At 48.8% G+C, this 17,785-nt stretch carries 13 protein-coding genes; 12 read left to right on the top strand and 1 reads right to left on the bottom strand.

Annotated features, from left to right (window positions below):
• Positions 1 to 33: 33 nt before the first annotated feature.
• Entirely contained in the window at positions 34 to 1,839 is a 1,806-nt protein-coding gene (locus EC604_RS01060; RefSeq protein ID WP_123062368.1) for an Rqc2 family fibronectin-binding protein, read from the bottom strand.
• A gap of 347 nt (positions 1,840 to 2,186) precedes the next feature.
• On the opposite strand from EC604_RS01060, the gene EC604_RS01055 reads away from it, so the two are divergent.
• From EC604_RS01055 to rsmB, 12 genes are all read left to right on the top strand, one after another.
• Entirely contained in the window at positions 2,187 to 5,045 is a 2,859-nt protein-coding gene (locus tag EC604_RS01055) for a calcium-translocating P-type ATPase, SERCA-type (RefSeq protein WP_123062367.1), read from the top strand.
• 176 nt (positions 5,046 to 5,221) lie between these two features.
• Positions 5,222 to 6,055, top strand: a complete 834-nt coding sequence (gene dapF, locus EC604_RS01050) for a diaminopimelate epimerase (RefSeq protein ID WP_123062366.1) — start codon at positions 5,222 to 5,224, stop codon at positions 6,053 to 6,055.
• A gap of 234 nt (positions 6,056 to 6,289) precedes the next feature.
• Entirely contained in the window at positions 6,290 to 8,179 is a 1,890-nt protein-coding gene (locus tag EC604_RS01045; RefSeq protein ID WP_123062365.1) for a bifunctional homocysteine S-methyltransferase/methylenetetrahydrofolate reductase, read from the top strand.
• 19 nt (positions 8,180 to 8,198) lie between these two features.
• On the top strand, positions 8,199 to 9,098 hold the full coding sequence (locus tag EC604_RS01040) for a YicC/YloC family endoribonuclease (protein WP_123062364.1): 900 nt from the start codon (positions 8,199 to 8,201) through the stop codon (positions 9,096 to 9,098).
• A 51-nt stretch (positions 9,099 to 9,149) separates the two neighbouring features.
• On the top strand, positions 9,150 to 9,410 hold the full coding sequence (gene remA, locus EC604_RS01035) for an extracellular matrix/biofilm regulator RemA (RefSeq protein WP_006209218.1): 261 nt from the start codon (positions 9,150 to 9,152) through the stop codon (positions 9,408 to 9,410).
• Positions 9,411 to 9,423: 13 nt separating this feature from the next.
• The gene (gene gmk, locus EC604_RS01030) at positions 9,424 to 9,996 is read left to right on the top strand and encodes a guanylate kinase (RefSeq protein ID WP_123062363.1); all 573 of its coding nucleotides are present in this window, start codon (positions 9,424 to 9,426) and stop codon (positions 9,994 to 9,996) included.
• 164 nt (positions 9,997 to 10,160) lie between these two features.
• A complete protein-coding gene (gene rpoZ, locus EC604_RS01025) occupies positions 10,161 to 10,373 on the top strand; it encodes a DNA-directed RNA polymerase subunit omega (protein WP_123062362.1) in 213 nt (70 codons plus the stop codon).
• Between the two features lie 315 nt (positions 10,374 to 10,688).
• Positions 10,689 to 12,002: a bifunctional phosphopantothenoylcysteine decarboxylase/phosphopantothenate--cysteine ligase CoaBC gene (gene coaBC / locus EC604_RS01020; protein WP_123062361.1), complete on the top strand. Its 1,314-nt coding sequence runs from the start codon at positions 10,689 to 10,691 to the stop codon at positions 12,000 to 12,002.
• A gap of 3 nt (positions 12,003 to 12,005) precedes the next feature.
• On the top strand, positions 12,006 to 14,555 hold the full coding sequence (gene priA / locus EC604_RS01015) for a primosomal protein N' (protein WP_123062360.1): 2,550 nt from the start codon (positions 12,006 to 12,008) through the stop codon (positions 14,553 to 14,555).
• A 128-nt stretch (positions 14,556 to 14,683) separates the two neighbouring features.
• A complete protein-coding gene (gene def, locus EC604_RS01010; protein WP_123062359.1) occupies positions 14,684 to 15,172 on the top strand; it encodes a peptide deformylase in 489 nt (162 codons plus the stop codon).
• Positions 15,173 to 15,184: 12 nt separating this feature from the next.
• On the top strand, positions 15,185 to 16,144 hold the full coding sequence (fmt, locus tag EC604_RS01005) for a methionyl-tRNA formyltransferase (protein WP_123062358.1): 960 nt from the start codon (positions 15,185 to 15,187) through the stop codon (positions 16,142 to 16,144).
• Complete coding sequence (rsmB, locus tag EC604_RS01000; protein ID WP_240036594.1) at positions 16,141 to 17,685, top strand: 16S rRNA (cytosine(967)-C(5))-methyltransferase RsmB; 1,545 nt, start codon at positions 16,141 to 16,143, stop codon at positions 17,683 to 17,685. Before fmt ends, rsmB begins: the two co-directional genes overlap by 4 nt.
• The last annotated feature ends 100 nt before the right edge of the window (positions 17,686 to 17,785 follow it).

Below are 17,785 nucleotides of genomic sequence, written 5' to 3'. Positions count from 1 at the left end.
TATCGTTACATCTCATTCGATGAACTACGTGGCTTATCCATTTTTTATCGTGGACGGTAAGCTTTTAATTAATTCATCATTTGGTGTTACAAACAGAGTTTTCTGATGGTCGTATATGACAAAGCCAGGCTTCGCACCACTTGGTTTGCGAACGTGACGAATATACGTGTAATCCACAGGCACGCTGCTTGATTCCTTCGCTTGGCTGAAGTAGGCTGCAAGCTGTGCGGCTTCCTCCAGTGTAGCTTCACCAAAATCAGTGCTGCGAATAACGACATGGGAACCTGGAATGTCCTTGGTATGCAGCCAAGTGTCATTCGCTGATGCCAGACGATTGGTCACATACTCGTTCTGTAGATTGTTTTTGCCGACCAAAATGTCAATCCCCTCTGATGAAGTGAACCGATGCACAGTTGGACGATCATTTTTTTTCTTTTTCTTGCCTTTTTTGTTGCGATCACGCAGATAACCTTGCTGTACAAGTTCGTCTCGAATTTCTTCGATATCGTTCATGGAGGCGATGGACAACTGCTGCAGCAGATTATCCAGATAGGCAATTTCATCCTTCGTCTTGCCAAGTTGCTCGTGAATGACAGCCAGACTGTTTTTGTATTTGTTATAACGCTTGAAGTAACGCTGTGCATTATCCGATGGTGTAAGCAGTGGATCAAGCTGAATCGTAATGTTGCTCTGATCTTCATCGTAAAAGTTAACCAACTCTACACTCTTATCACCTTTGTTGACCAAGTGCAGGGATGCGAATAACAGCTCGCCCCAAAGTCTGTATTTGTCCGCATCGTCGGCTTCAAGCAAGTCTTTATTGAGGTTATCGAGCTTTTTAATGTTTTTGCTGCGCTCATTCTGCAGGAACCGAAGCAGATCGCTTACTCTTTGTTTAACTGTATCCCGCTCGGCCTTGTCCCCGTAGTAATCCTCCATACATTTGCTCATTGTATCGTACGTCTTTTCCTGATCCTGAATGCTCTGCAGTCGAACAGCAGAAAAGATCATTTTGCCTTTGGCGTTCAGCCCTGTTACAGGGGTGTACTGGTGTTCTTTTACAGATTCGATGACTGACTCAAAAGCAGTCCAAAGTTCTCCTGCCTCCATATGATCTGAATCGGAAACGGTTCGAGTTGCAATTTCACCTGCAATCAGCGGACTCATCCCACTAAATGCCTGGACCAGCCAGCGTGAGGCGTCTGCTTTTGTTTCAATAGCCGTTTTTATTGGTTCTGTTTGTGATTCAGCTTCATTTTCGTTTGCATCTACACTTACTGCAGCAGCAACCTTCTGCTCAAACTCGTTTTTGGATACCTCTAGCGGATTGATTTTATGTTGCTCTGGCGGTGCAGTGTAGGAAAAGCCCGGCATGATCACACGGTAACTACTGATGGAAGGCGTAACATGGTGGATACCGTCCAATATAGTGTCCGTCGCAGGGTCCAGCAAAATGATATTACTGTGACGTCCCATCAGTTCGATAATGATTCGTTTGACCGAAACATCACCAAGCTCGTCCCGCTGCCGCACATCGATATGAATAATCCGTTCCATCCCGATCTGACGGATATTCTCAATGATAGCCCCTTCGCAGTGCTTGCGCATGAGCATACAGAACATAGGAGCTTCTGTAGGATTCAAAAATGTTTTCTCAGTAAAATGTACACGCGGATACGTCGGACTTGCCGAGACAAGCAACTTGCTGTTGCCGCGCTGAGCGCGCAGGGTGAGCACCACATCATGGCCGTTAGGCTGATGAATTTTGCTAATACGTCCTCCGATACAGCCTTGCAGCTCATGTACGATGGCTCGGGTCACAATACCGTCAAGTGCCATATTGTCCACTTCCTCTCTATCTAGCATCTCCATGAATTCATGCAGAATGCTTCATCTATAACGGTTCACAGGCAACCGCAGCATATGTAATAACATTTGTTATAACGATGGCTGACTGCATTTTTCCAAATACGGAGTTGCGCAGTAATCATCGCAGACCTTTATTTTAGCTTATTCTGCCCATGAGGGAAAGGATTCAGCTTCCGGGTGCTATTCACGGACCTGTCCGAATACATATAGAGCAGGTAGTTTGTCCGGCATAGTGTACAGCCTGCCCTAGCAACATGCCGGTGAAACATGTGAGCTTGCATTGCAGATGAAATAGAACTGGGAGGGAATTTTGGAGCATGGAACATACCAAGTGGCATCAACTAAACGACGAAGAGCTTCGTGAAACTCTCGGCGTGAGCCCGCAGGAAGGGTTGACGGACGAAGCGGCAGCAGAGAAACGGAAAATTGCTGGTTCAAATGAACTGAGTGAAGGACAGCGAATATCCCCGATCACCCTGTTGCTGAATCAGTTTAAGGACTTCATGGTGTTAGTTCTCATGGGAGCGACGCTGGTATCCGGTTTACTTGGAGAGTATCTGGATGCGGTAACGATTGTGGCAATTATTGTTCTGAATGCTATTTTGGGATTTGTGCAGGAGTTCCGGGCGGAACGTTCTCTTCGGGCACTGAAGCAGTTGTCGGCTCCTGCCGCCAAAGTGCTCAGGTCGGGACAGGAGGTACACCTTGCGGCCAAGCAATTGGTGCCGGGAGATATTATCATGGTGGAAAGTGGTGACCGCATTCCTGCTGATGTGCGCTGGCTGGAAACCAATAGCCTCGATGTAGAGGAGTCGGCACTCACCGGGGAATCGGTGCCTGTCAGCAAACATTGCAGACCTATTGCCAGTGACGATGTTCCTTTAGGAGATCAGAAAAATATCGGTTTTATGGGCACTATGGTCACCAGGGGGACAGCCAAAGGTGTTGTCATTCGGACGGGTATGGATACCGAGATGGGCAAAATCGCTGATCTGATCCAAAATACGGAGGAGCAGGAGACCCCCCTACAGCACAGACTGGAGCAGTTAGGCAAAATTTTAATCTTTGTTGCACTGGGATTAACAGTGATGGTCGTAGTCGCAGGTATCCTGCATGGACAACCCGCAGTAGGCATGTTCCTGGCAGGTGTCAGTCTCGCCGTGGCAGCCATACCGGAAGGATTACCCGCTATCGTTACGATTGCGCTGGCGTTAGGTGTACAGCGGATGATCAAACGTAAGGCCATCGTACGTAAACTGCCATCCGTAGAAACATTAGGCTGCGCTTCGGTGATCTGTTCGGATAAGACAGGTACACTGACACAGAACAAAATGACAGTAACGAACGTGTGGCTTGAAGGGCGCAGTATTAAGGTCACAGGAGATGGTTATGCACCAGAAGGTCACATGTTGGAAAATGATCGAATAATTGAGTTGAAAAATGACCAGTCCTTACGAAGAATGCTACAGATCAGTGCACTTTGTAACAATGCCAGTATTGTCGAGACGATTGTAAACGATCCAGCCAGCAAGAAAAAGAGCAAGGAGTCCAAAAAAGAGAGCAAGAAGGGCCGGAAGAACGGCCAGCAGGAGGAGGAACAAGTTAGTGCTAACCAAGTGCTCTGGGAGTTAAAAGGGGACCCGACAGAGGGTGCACTGGTAGCCATGGCTTCTAAAATGGGCCTTGCTCCAGCAGGACTCAAGGAATTGTATGACCGGGAGCAGGAATTCCCGTTCGACTCCGAGCGAAAGCGGATGTCGGTTATGATCAAGCATCAAGGTGGGCGTATGGTGTATACCAAAGGGGCACCTGATGTACTGATTGAGCATTGCAGTTATATTTTGTGGGAAGGCAAAGTGGTTCCGTTCACCGGTACACTGCGCCAGAAAGTGATGGCTGCCAACGAAAGTATGGCTGGTAATGCCCTGCGAGTTCTTGGTATGGCCTACCGTGAAGTCAAGCCGAAGGAACATGTTGCTGACGAGCATGCAGCTGAAAGCCAGCTTGTATTTGTTGGGCTTGCTGGCATGATCGATCCGCCTCGCCGTGAAGTTCGTGATGCCATTGCGACATGCCGCAAAGCGGGCATCCGAACAGTGATGATCACGGGAGATCATGGAACAACGGCGGAAGCGATCGCTCATCAGCTTGGTATCCTCCCGCGCGGGGGAGCATCGTTAAGCGGGCAGCAGCTGGCAGGTATGACGGATGAACAATTGGATAAAACGGTCAATGATATCTATGTGTTTTCCAGAGTCTCGCCTGAGCACAAATTGCGTATTGTCAAATCGTTGCAGCGCAAAGGACACGTTGTCGCGATGACCGGAGATGGTGTGAACGATGCACCTGCGATCAAGGCTGCAGATATCGGGATTGCCATGGGCATCACGGGAACCGATGTGACGAAGGAAGCTTCATCTCTCATTTTGAGTGACGATAATTTCTCCACCATTGTGGCGGCTATTGAAGAAGGGCGTAACATCTATGAGAACATTCGCAAGTTTATCCGTTATTTGCTGGCTTCCAATGTTGGCGAGATTTTAACGATGTTCTTTGCCATGATGATGGGCTTGCCGTTGCCGCTCGTGCCGATCCAGATTCTATGGGTAAACCTGGTAACCGATGGTTTGCCAGCGATGGCGCTCGGGGTGGATCAGGCGGAAAAAGATTTGATGGAGCACAAACCTCGCGGCGCAAAGGAAAATATTTTCGCCCGCAGGCTGGGCTGGAAAATCATTAGCCGCGGTGTACTGATCGGACTATGTACGCTCGGTGCCTTCTGGTTGACACTTCAGGCCGCCCCGGATCATCCTGGTCAGCTGATCAAAGCTCAGTCCGTCGCTTTTGCTACATTGGTGCTTGCCCAGTTGATTCATGTGTTTGACTGCCGTAGTTCCCGTTCGATCTTCCACCGCAATCCGTTGCAAAATAAATATCTCGTTCTGGCTGTCATTTCATCGGTTGTGCTGATGCTGGTGGTAATGTATGTAGAGCCGTTGCAACCCATCTTCAAAACGGTACCTCTCGGTCTGCGCGAATGGGCCATTTGTATCGTAGCCGCAGGCATTCCAACATTCCTTATGGGCGCTGGCAGTGTCTGGGGTGGTCGCCGGAATCGCCGCCGCATGGGCGGTTCTGGACGCTTCGTACCGAAAAGTACAAAGTTTTCAGCATAAAATCAATACCTTTTAATATCCCGTTTCGATATGCTATCCTCAAAATGATTCAAAGCGAAGGCTTTGATATTTTGCAGGATAGCTTTTTTTGTATGCTTTGTACGCATGATATGAAGATTAGCTATAAATAAACTATAAAGCTTGGCCGCGGACTGCCAAAAGGAGTGGGCTAGATTATGGAATTTACGAAAATGCACGGACTAGGCAACGACTTTATCGTTGTATTTGGTGAAAAACAGCTTCCGGCGGATGCTGCTGAACTTGCGGTAAAATGGTGCAATCGATTCTTCGGCATCGGCGCAGACGGTCTGGTTTATATACTGCCTTCAGAGAAGGCGGATTTTCAGATGCGTATCATGAACTCGGACGGTTCGGAAGCGGAGCAATGCGGCAACGCGATCCGTTGTGTGTCCAAGTATGTGTATGACCATGGGCATGTTGACCGCGAACAGATTACGATTGAGACGATTGGTGCAGGTGTTCAACCTGTAACTCTTAATATCCGGGATGGCAAAGTGGAGACGGTTCGGGTAGACATGGGCGAGCCGATTCTGGATGGCCTTCAAGTACCTACAACAGTAGATGCGAATCCGGTGGTCAATCATAACATTGAAGCGAATGGACATGCATTCAAATTTACAGCGGTGTCTATGGGCAACCCTCACGCGGTCATCTATGTCGATGATGCGGTGAACTTTGATCTTACAACATGGGGGCCATTACTTGAGGTGCATCCGATGTTTCCAAAAAAAATCAATGTTGAATTCGCGACGGTACGTGACCGCGGATATGTAGACATGCGTGTATGGGAGCGCGGGGCTGGCCCGACACTGGCCTGCGGAACAGGAGCTTGTGCAACACTGGTATCTTCTGTGCTAAATGGTCATACCGATCGTACAGCTGTGATCAGCCTTAAAGGCGGGGATCTGAACATTGAGTGGAATGAGGCGGATAACCACGTTTATATGACGGGACCGGCCGAAGTTGTTTTCAAAGGAGTCACCTCATAATTTCATGAAAAGTAGAAGATTACACGAAAGAGGCCTACGGGCCTCTTTTTTATCCAAAGTAGACAAGTTGTTTTTACAAGCTGTCCGGTCATTAAGGACAAATTCAGTACATATTTCGGAGGAATGTCCACTGGAGTCGGACATACAGTAACTACCTGTGTTTTTCTTCGTTTTTAAGCATTTTTTGTGTTACATTAGTATGAAAACGATCACAGTCAGGCGGGGGGAAATGGGATGAAGGCAGATTTACGTACAGCGATGAAGCAACGTGTTCTTGTTGGGGATGGGGCGATGGGGACATTTCTATATCAAATGGGATTTCCGGTAGGGATATCTTATGAAGAGTTGAACTTGATTTCACCTGAAGTTGTGGCTGATGTACATCGCCGTTACCGTGATGCAGGCACGGATATATTCGAGACAAATACGTACTCGGCCAACTTTGACAAATTGTCCAAATTTGGACTAGAGTCCAAGGTGGAGGACGTGAACCGTGCGGGCGTACGCATCGCGAAAGAAGTGGCAGGGACAGAGAACTACGTTCTTGGTGCAGTAGGTTCGATTCGCGGTGGAAAACGGACAAACGTGTCTACTAGTGAATTGAAACGCTTCTATCAACAGCAGATTTTTGCGTTACTAGACGAAGGTGTTGACGGCATTCTGCTTGAAACGTTCTATGATATTGAAGAGATGGATATCGCTCTTTTGCAGGCACGCAAGTTGAGCGACCTGCCTGTGATTGGACAATTCGCGGTAGAGGATGTAGGCCATACGCTGGACGGTTACACGATGCCCGAAGCATTTCGTATCATGCGCGAACAGGGTGCTGACGTCATCGGTTTCAATTGCAGGTCCGGTCCGAACGGGATCATGCGCGCAATGGAAACCGTTGCTGGACGCGTCGGTGTTCCGATGTCCGTATATCCGAATGCGGGTGCAGCGGACTATGTAGATGGTCAATTCCGATACGGTGCAACTCCAGAGTACTTTGGGCAAACGGCAGTTCAGTTCGCAGATCTTGGTGCTCGCATCATCGGCGGTTGCTGCGGTACAACGCCGGATCATATCACTGCGATTAAACAAGCGCTTGCGGATTACGTACCTCAGCCGATTGCTGAACCTGATCCTGCCGAGATTACGTCACGCATTGTACTTCATGAGAATGTGGACGAACGCGCAGGACGAGGAGGCCAGCCGACGATTGTTGATCTGGTCAAACAACGCCACACGGTCATTGTAGAGCTTGATCCCCCGCGTGATCTGGATATTGCTAAATTTATGAAGGGGGCCGAAACGCTGAAGGCGGCTGGAGCGGATGCCCTGACGCTTGCAGACAACTCCCTTGCTGTAACACGTATGAGTAATATGGCACTCGGACATCTGGTGCAGGATCGCACAGGACTTCGTGCGCTTGTGCATATCGCCTGCCGTGACCGTAACTTGATCGGAACTCAGTCCCATATGATGGGATTTGACGCACTCGGCATTAACCATGTGCTTGCCGTTACAGGGGACCCTGCGAGGTTTGGTGACTTGCCTGGTTCAAGCTCTGTGTACGATCTGACGTCGTTTGAAATCATACGAATGATTAAACAGCTCAATGATGGTGTAGCCTTTTCGGGTAAACCGTTGAAACAGAAAGCCGGCTTTGTTATTGGAGCGGCCTTCAACCCGAACGTGAAACATCTGGACAAAGCGGTACAAAGGCTTGAGAAGAAAATTGCCTCCGGGGCAGACTATATTATGACTCAGCCAGTATATGATCCGCAATTGATCGTTGCGATGCGTGAGGCAACCAAACATCTTGATATTCCTATTTTTGTCGGTATTATGCCACTCGCAAGCGGCCGAAATGCAGAGTATCTGCACAATGAGGTTCCAGGTATCCAGCTTTCCGATGAAGTGCGTTCACGGATGGCAGGGCTGGAAGGTGAAGAAGGGCGTGCCATGGGGGTAACGATTGCGAAAGAGCTGCTGGATGTAGCTACAGAGCACTTCAAAGGCATCTATCTGATGACTCCGTTTATGTTCTATGGCATGACAGCTGAACTGACTCAATACGTCTGGGAGAAGTCGGAGCATCAATGTCCTACTTGTTTCAACCCTAATAATCAATTACAATAGTAAAACGGATGTGATGCCGATGTCATTCAGTATGACCGGATACGGTCAATCCGCCTTTCATTTTGGCGGCTACAAGGTACAATTGGAGATCAAATCAGTCAATCATCGTTATTGCGAAGTGATGATGCGTCTGCCAAGAGAGTGGACGTATTATGAAGATGGTTTGAGAAAGATCGTACAGAGCCGCTTGAAACGTGGGCGGATTGATGTTTATGTAATGAAAGAAAAAGAGGAAGACCAGGCTCTCCCCGCTGTTCTGAATGAGCAGGCGGTCAGGGCCTATCTGCAGGCTGCAGAGCAACTTGAGTCTCAATTTGGAATGCAGGGTAAGCCGAGTATTGTGGATATGCTGGGTCTGCCGGATGTCATGGTTCATCCGGATGGGACAAGTCCCGTTCAGGAGGAACAAAAAGACGAGTGGGAGCAGGTTCTGCAGGCCGGATTGAACGAAGCTCTGTCCAGCTTGGAGCAGATGCGCGCTCGTGAAGGTCTTCATCTGGCCAATGATCTGGAGCGGCGGATCACCCGTCTGGAGTTACTGCACACCGAGATGCTTGCACTTGCACCCACTGTGGTGAGCGATTACCGCAACAAGTTGAAACAGCGTCTGACGGAGTTGCAGGAAGACGGCTCTTTCCCTTTTGATGAGCATAAATTGGGTATGGAAATCGCAGTCTTTGCTGATCGTTCCAACATTGAAGAGGAGCTTACGCGTTTACTTAGCCACTTTGGACAATGCAGAGAGTTGTTAAAGAGCGAGGAAGCGGTAGGCCGCAAGTTGGACTTTCTGATTCAGGAGATGAATCGTGAGGTTAATACGATTGGATCAAAAGCCAACCACTTGGCTCTGGTGAACCGTGTTGTCGAGATGAAAGCGGAGCTGGAGAAGATTCGTGAGCAAGCGGCGAACATCGAATGAACGGCTGAATTTCGGCAAAAGAGTCGCATGTATAGGGGGAAGAACCTGATTATGGCAATCAAACTCATTAACATTGGATTCGGTAACATCGTATCGGCGAACCGGATTATATCCATCGTGAGTCCGGAATCGGCGCCGATCAAGAGAATTATACAAGAGGCTAGAGATCGTCACATGCTGATCGATGCAACGTATGGAAGACGTACACGTGCCGTAATTATTACGGATAGTGATCATGTTATTCTGTCTGCTGTTCAGCCTGAAACGGTCGCCCATCGTCTTTCCTCGAAAGATGATGATAACGACGAATAAAATGGAGTGTAATATGTCTAAGGGATTACTGATAGTGTTGTCCGGCCCATCCGGGGTCGGGAAGGGTACAGTATGCAGTGCGTTGCGCCAACGGGTGCCGAATTTGACTTATTCGGTCTCAGCAACCACTCGTCAGCCACGTTTGGGTGAAGAGCATGGAGTGAACTATTTTTTTCACTCTCATGATGAGTTTCTGAGAATGATAGCCGAGGATCAACTGCTGGAACATGCAGAGTATGTGGGCAATTATTACGGTACTCCGCGTGATTTTGTGGAGAGAACGATCAACGAAGGCAGAGATATTATTCTGGAGATTGAGGTTCAGGGTGCACTTAAAGTGAAGGAGAAATTCCCTGAGGGGATTTTCGTCTTCCTGCTTCCTCCTTCTTTGGACGAGTTGAAGGATCGTATTCAAGGACGGGGCACGGAAAGTCAAGCGACGATTGATCACCGGATGTCTGTAGCAGTCGATGAGATCAATCTGCTCGAGCATTATGACTATGCTGTGGTCAATGATGAGATCGATTCGGCTTGCAAACGAATAGAAAGCATCATTATCGCCGAACATTGTAAGATCAATAAATAATTCCTTTTGCCGCCGCATACAGCGATATTCATGGGGCAGTTGTCATATCATGTTAAGGTTGAGGTTCATTCCGGACTACTGCTTGTACGTGAGGACACGCAACATAAAGGTTCTGTCCGGCGGCAACTTGTGATTATATTAAAGCAAAGAGGTGTTTTGTTAATATGCTGTATCCTTCAATTGATGAAATGATGAACAAAGTTGACAGCAAGTATTCCCTGGTTGTTGCTGCTTCCCGCCGTGCGAGACAGCTTCGCGAAGGCGAAAAAACAGAGCTGAGAAACGCAAAGTCCCATAAACAGGTTGGCGTTGCTTTGGAAGAGATTTATGGTGATCTTCTTGTTGTGATCAAAGGGCAGGACGAAGAAGAAGAGTAGGCCCCAGGGCTGCTCTTCAACTGCATACGGCGATAGCCGAATCATTTTGACAACCGAAAGGTTGTTATTTTTTTACGAATAAGCCTTGATCAGATTGATGAACTAGGACGTGTCTTGAAACCTACTGAAGTGCATCTTTTACCGCCTTTTCGCCCCCTGCTGCGTCAGTTTCCCTTGACGTGCCCCGGCACGCCTGCGGAAAACTTCCTGGCTTGGAACGAAAATTCAGCAAAATCTGCTCCCCTCAGCGTTTTCAGACACGCCCTCGTATTTATACTTGTATTGATGTCTTAACATTATCGGGGGATATTGAACATGTTGAACGGTAAAAAAATCGTGCTTGGCGTAACAGGGGGCATAGCAGCTTATAAAGCAGCAACATTATGCAGCAAACTGGTGCAAAAGGGAGCGGATGTTCATGTCATTATGACCGCTTCGGCGACACAGTTTATTACCGAATTAACGCTGCAAACGTTGACCCGAAACGCAGTATATACAGATACATTTGATGAACGTGAGCCAGCGGTGGTTTCTCATATCAATCTCGCAGACATGGCTGATTTGGTGCTGGTCGCTCCGGCAACAGCGAATGTCATTGCCAAAATGGCACACGGGATGGCTGACGATATGCTCACTACGACCCTGCTTGCTACTACTGCACCAGTGATGATTGCTCCTGCCATGAATGTGCATATGTATGATCATCCGGCGGTGAAACACAACATGAATCTGCTGGCTGAACGGGGTACATTAATGATTGAACCGGGTGAAGGACTTCTGGCCTGCGGCTATGTAGGCAAGGGGCGTTTGGAAGAACCGGAAACCATTGTGGATGTGGTGGAGCGTTTTTTTGCACAGCGTGATGAGGTATCATGGAAACGTTCAGAACCGGCTCTAGTTGAAGCTTTTGCACTAGGTGGTGCACAGGAAGGGATTCAGGAGTCTATGCAAAGCGGGGTTTCGGTGCAGAATACGCTTTTAAAAGGCAAAAAGGTTGTGGTTACCGCTGGCGGTACGATCGAGCGCATTGATCCAGTTCGTTATATTACGAATGATTCATCTGGGAAAATGGGGTTTGCCATCGCCGCTGCTGCGCGTGATCTTGGGGCTGATGTGAAGCTTGTTATGGGTAGTACACAGGCACAGCCGCCAGAAAATGTACAAATCATCCCCGTACAGTCTGCACAGGACATGTATGAGGCGGTATCCCAGGAGTGGGATGGTGCGGATATCGTCATTAAGGCAGCCGCTGTGGCGGATTATCGCCCGAAAGAAGTTTACATGGAAAAAATCAAGAAAAAAGGCGACACGTTGTCGCTCGAACTTGTGAAAAATATAGATATTTTGGAGACGCTGGGTAAACGGAAGACCCATCAGTATTTGATTGGTTTTGCCGCCGAGACCCAGTCGCTCGAGATGTATGCACGTGAGAAACTGGAACGGAAAAATTGTGATCTGATCGTAGCCAATGATGTCACCCGTTCGGGAGCAGGATTTGGAACAGACACCAACGCGGTGCATATTTATGACCGTGATGGGTTAGTAGAGGAGCTTGAGCTGATGTCCAAGGAAGATGTGGCACATCGTTTGCTCCGAATTGCGGCGGAGCGCATTGCCGGGAGGAATTAAAAGATGGAGATTGCCAAGGTCATTGTCGATGTGCCTGTGAAGCAGACCGACCGGCCTTTTGATTATCTGGTTCCCGACTCTATGAAAGAGTGGATTGAGGTGGGGAGCAGGGTAGGTGTACCTTTTGGACATCGTACCGTGCAAGGGTTCGTTGTTGATCTGGTTCCCCGTACAGGAGAGGAATCTTTTAAACTAAAGCCTATTCAGGAGTTGCTGGATATCGTGCCGCCACTATCCAAGGATCTGGTGGAGCTGGCAGAGTGGATGAGCGAGCGATATGCGAGCAATCGGATTTTGTCCTTGCAAGTGATGGTGCCAACAGCGCTGAAAGGAAAAGCGGAGCGCTACATTTCGCTAGGAGATGCACTGGATGGACATGCTGGAGGTGAATCTTCAAACGAGGACGTTCTGTTTGTGTGGGGAGAGGAATCGACAAGCGAGAAGGTGCAGCAGGACATTATTCGTTTTGTCAAAAGCCGAGGACAGGTGCCCCTGCAGCAATTAAGCCGCAAGTACCCGAATCATGCAGCCTTGATTAAAAAGCTGTTGCTGAGCGGTGTACTATTGGAAAGTCAGGCGATCAAGGACAAGCTGAATAAAAAAACGGTGAAATCGGTGAATCTGGCGGTGGATATCGCTGCTGCGGAAGAAGCGTTGTCCTCGTTCCCGGCAAAGGCACAGCGGCAGAAGGAGATTCTTTCTTTTTTGCTGGAGATGAAGGATTTGCTGCCCATGCCTTTGAAGGAAGTGTTGTCTACGCTGCAAGTTTCGGCGGCAACGATTAAGGGGCTTGAGGAAAAAGGCTTGGTTGTGACAGAGGACGTGGAAGTATTCCGTGATCCGTATCAAGGCAGACGTTTTAAACCGACAGAGCCGCTGGCATTGACAGAGGAGCAACAAGGCGTTTTTGGCAGTATCCACGGTCGGTTGCAGGAACAGCGTCATGGCGTATTTCTTTTGCATGGCGTTACCGGAAGTGGCAAAACCGAAGTTTATCTGCAGACCATTCAGCAGTGTATCAATCAAGACAGGCAGGCCATCGTGCTGGTGCCGGAGATTGCTCTTACTCCACAGATGGTGGAGCGCTTCAAAGGACGTTTTGGTGATCAGGTTGCGGTCATGCACAGTCGTCTTTCCGGCGGTGAACGTTATGATGAATGGCGTAAAATCAGGGAAGGTCAGGTGAAGGTGGCGATTGGTGCCCGCTCTGCGGTGTTCGCTCCATTCAGCCGTCTGGGACTGATTATTATGGATGAAGAACACGAGACTTCCTATAAACAGGAAGAAACGCCGAAATACCATGCGCGTGATGTGGCTGTCAAAAGAGCACAACAGCATCAGGCCGTGGTGGTTCTGGGTTCGGCCACGCCTTCGCTGGAAAGTTATTATGCTGCGCGTTCCCAAAGCAATGATGATTTTGCCCCGCTCTTGCTCGAAATGCCTACAAGGGCGCTTGGCAACAATCTACCGACTGTACGGATCATCGATATGCGTGAAGAACTGAAGGATGGCAATCGTTCCATGTTCAGCAGAGCGCTGCACAAAGGGTTGGAAGAACGATTGGAGCGCGGGGAACAGACGGTGTTGCTACTGAATCGGCGCGGATATTCAACCTTTGTGATGTGCCGGAGCTGCGGATATGTGGCGGGCTGTCCTGAATGCGACATCTCTTTGACATATCATCAGCGTTCCAATAATTTACGCTGTCACTATTGCGGGTATGCAGAAGCGGCGCCCGAAACGTGCCCGGATTGTGGAAGTGAGCATATTCGCTACTTCGGTACAGGAACACAACGGGTTGAAGAGGAACTCGCCAAGTTGTTCCCAGGGATTCGGGTAATCCGTATGGATGTGGATACAACGACGGAGAAAGGCGCGCATGAGAAGCTTTTAAAACAGTTTCGGGAGAAAAAAGCCGATGTGTTGCTTGGAACCCAGATGGTTGCCAAGGGTCTCGATTTCCCTGATGTGACGCTCGTTGGAGTCATCACCGCGGATTCGGCTCTTAACTTGCCTGATTTCCGTGCTGCCGAGAAAACCTTCCAACTGTTGACACAAGTGGCAGGCCGGGCGGGCCGTCATCAACTACCGGGTGAAGTGTTTGTACAGTCTTACACGCCAGAACACTACTCCATTGGACATGCAAGTCAGCATGACTACGTATCCTTTGTGAAAGAGGAGTTGCTGCATCGGAGAAATTTACAGTATCCGCCATACTGTCGTCTGATTCTGGTGACCTTCTCCCATGAACAGCTTCCTGTTCTGATTCGACTAGCTGAAAACTATACCCGATTGCTGAAAGAGAAGGCGAATGCTGCTGGATGGCTGGGCAGTCTGGATCGTTTCAGTAACGAAGCCTTTGATGTGCTTGGGCCTGTAGCTTCTCCAATTCCAAGGATCAAGAATAGATACCGATTCCAATGTATGATAAAATGGCGTGGGGATGTGGATGCTATCGGTCTGGCTCTGGCAACGGCCCGGCACATGGACGATGATGTTCAGGCCCAGAAGCTGCTTATTAGCCTTGATGTAGATCCGCAGATGTTAATGTAGACATTTTACAGCATTTTGATGCGGAAAATGTGGATGTGAACAAGCGGTATAAACATAGATTAATATGAACAACGAAATAGAGATTATTGTCGTGAAACTATGATGAGAATTAGGAAGGTGCTTACAACATGTCGATTCGTATTATCGTTAAAGAACCAGATGAGGTGCTTCACAAAAGAGCTAAGGAAGTAACCAAAGTTACACCTAACGTGCAAAAACTGCTTGATGATATGGCAGATACGATGTACGACGCAGAAGGGGTAGGTCTTGCAGCTCCGCAAGTCGGCATTCTGAAACGTTTGATTGTGATTGATGCAGGAGATGAGCAAGGGCTGATCAAAATGATTAACCCGGAGATCATTTCCAGTGAAGGAGAACAGTTTGGACCCGAAGGTTGCCTAAGTATTCCAGGGATTAATGGTGATGTCCGCCGTTTTGAGACGGTTACCGTTAAAGGTTTGGATCGGGAAGGCAATGAATTAATTATTACAGGCAGCGGTCTGTTGTCCCGTGCGTTCCAGCACGAAATTGACCATTTGGATGGCGTGCTCTTCACAGATATTGCTGAAAAAGTATATGAAATTACCCCGGAGCAAACTGGACCGCGTCGTAATTAAGGAGTGATCGATTTGAATATTGTCTTTATGGGAACACCTGAATTTGCCGTTCCTTCTCTGGATATGTTGATGGCGGAAGGATACCATGTGGTAGGCGTGGTAACGCAGCCGGATAAACCGCAGGGACGAAAAAAAGTGCTTACACCTACACCGGTCAAGGCCGCAGCTGAACGCCACGGTCTGCCGGTGTTTCAGCCTGTCAAACTTCGTGATCCGGAAGCGGTAGCCCGCCTTGCGGAATGGAAACCGGATTTGATCGTGACAGCCGCATTTGGACAGATTCTTCCCAAAGCGGTGTTGGATATGCCGGTTCGCGGCTGTGTAAATGTGCATGGATCTCTTCTGCCTAAATATCGCGGAGGAGCTCCGATACAACGTTCTATTATTAACGGAGAATCAGTCACAGGGGTCACGTTGATGTACATGGCAGAAGGGCTGGATACCGGGGATATGATCTCTCGTGTGGAAGTGCCGATCACGGATGAAGATACATCCGGCACGATGTTTGCCAAATTGAGTGAGGCTGGTTCTAAGCTGCTTCAGGCGGAGATGCCGCGTCTAATCGCAGGCGAAACGACAGCTGTTCCACAGAATGATGATGAGGCTTCCTATGCTCGTAATCTGACTCGTGAAGACGAAAAGATGGATTGGACTCGTACATCCCGTGAATTGTTCAATCAGATTCGTGGGCTTGTCCCTTTTTCAGGTGCATTCACGATGTGGGATGAGCAGGTATTCAAAGTTTGGGCAGCGGCCAATCCAGATCAGGTTACAAATGAAGCTTCATCTGTTTCAAACGCTGGACAAGCCGAGCCGGGAACCGTGTTGCAATTGAACAAATCAGGTATTGAAATCAAGACAGGTAATGGTTCTTTGTGGCTGACGGAAGTCCAACCTGCTGGCAAAAAAGTAATGCAAGCTGCTGACTTTGCACGCGGTGGAACATTGAAACCTGGTGTGGTGCTGCGATGAGTACTTCAAGATTAGGACATTCTTCAGGAAAAGAACGCAAAGGAGCAGGCAACGGAAACGCAGGAGGACCCGCCAATCATCGTCAGACTAACAAGGGTTCTTCTGGCAGCCAGGGTCGGCGTGCAGGAAATAATACGGTACCGGCTTCTTCTGCTAAGGGAAGCCGGACTCATGATCGTGTGCAAAAACCGAAGACATCCGCTCGTGCACTCGCAGTCAAGGTACTGAGTGCGGTAGAGCAGGACGGAGCATATAGCAATCTGGAACTGAACCGCCGCCTTAAAGAGGCAGAACTTAGTTCTGCAGATGCAGGACTCGCTACGGAACTGGTGTATGGAACGATTGCAAGACTGAACACGCTGGATTATTATCTGGAGCGTTTTGTTGCCAAGGGGATGGCAAAATTACAGCCTTGGGTGCGCAGTTTGCTTCGGATTAGTGCCTATCAATTCATTTACCTGGATCGAATTCCGGAACATGCCGTCGTCAGCGAAGCAGTGAACCTGGCCAAGAAGCTTGGTCATCAGGGAATCTCGGGCATGGTTAACGGTGTGCTGCGGAATATGATTCGAAACAAGGAGCAGTTGCACGTTCCCTCACATCTGCCGGTTGCTGAACGCATCTCACTGGAGCATTCTCATCCGCTCTGGATGGTGGAGCGGTGGATTGCTCAATATGGGGAAGAAACAACAGAAGCCATCTGCCGTGCGAATAATGAACCTCCAGCAGTGAGTATTCGTGTGAACACGACGATGACAACACGAGACAAACTGATGGAGGAAATAGCAAGCACAGGGGCAGTGGTGGAACCCTCGCATCTTAGCCCAGATGGCATTCTGGTTCGTAGCGGTGGCAACATGGCTCTAACGTCATGGTATCGGGATGGGCTTTTCTCGGTTCAGGACGAAAGTTCTATGCTGGTCGCTGAAGCTGTAGCGCCGGAAGAGGGACAAAACGTGCTGGACTGTTGTGCAGCTCCTGGTGGCAAAACAGCTCATATCGCAGAGAAAATGCGGGACCGGGGACGCATCGTAGCTAATGATGTTCATGCCCATAAACGCGAGCTTATTCTGGATCAGGCTGAACGTCTTGGATTAAGCTGCATAGATGCGGTAACCGGGGATGCGCTTGATTTAAACAGGCGCTATGCCGAGTCTTCGTTTGACCGGATTTTGCTGGATGCACCTTGCTCAGGTCTAGGGGTCATTCGTCGCAAGCCGGATGTAAAGTGGACTAAATCCGCATCCGACATTGAAGACATCTCCAGTTTGCAGCGAGAGCTTCTGGATTGCGTTGCGCCATTGCTCAAACCAGGTGGCATTTTGGTATACAGCACTTGTACCATTGAATCGGCAGAGAACGAGCATATGGTGGCGGACTTTTTGGATCGTCATCCAGAGTATAAGGCTATCGAAACCTCCGCATGGTCACAGCCGGGAAGCAGGGACTGGAGGACTGTAAATGGTGGTGTTCAGATTTTGCCACAATACGCTCACAGTGACGGTTTTTACATCGCAAGGTTGACAAGAACGGCTAATTAAACGTTTAATAGAGCACTAAAGGAAGGCCGCCGAGGAAAACCCTCGGCGGATTTCTTTGTGAGAGGCGACTTGGTTATTACTAGTGTATAAAACGATGTCA

Origin of the sequence: Paenibacillus amylolyticus (assembly GCF_003719335.1) — a bacterium.
Classification (GTDB): domain Bacteria; phylum Bacillota; class Bacilli; order Paenibacillales; family Paenibacillaceae; genus Paenibacillus; species Paenibacillus amylolyticus_D.
This window is presented reverse-complemented; position numbering and strand designations above follow the sequence as displayed.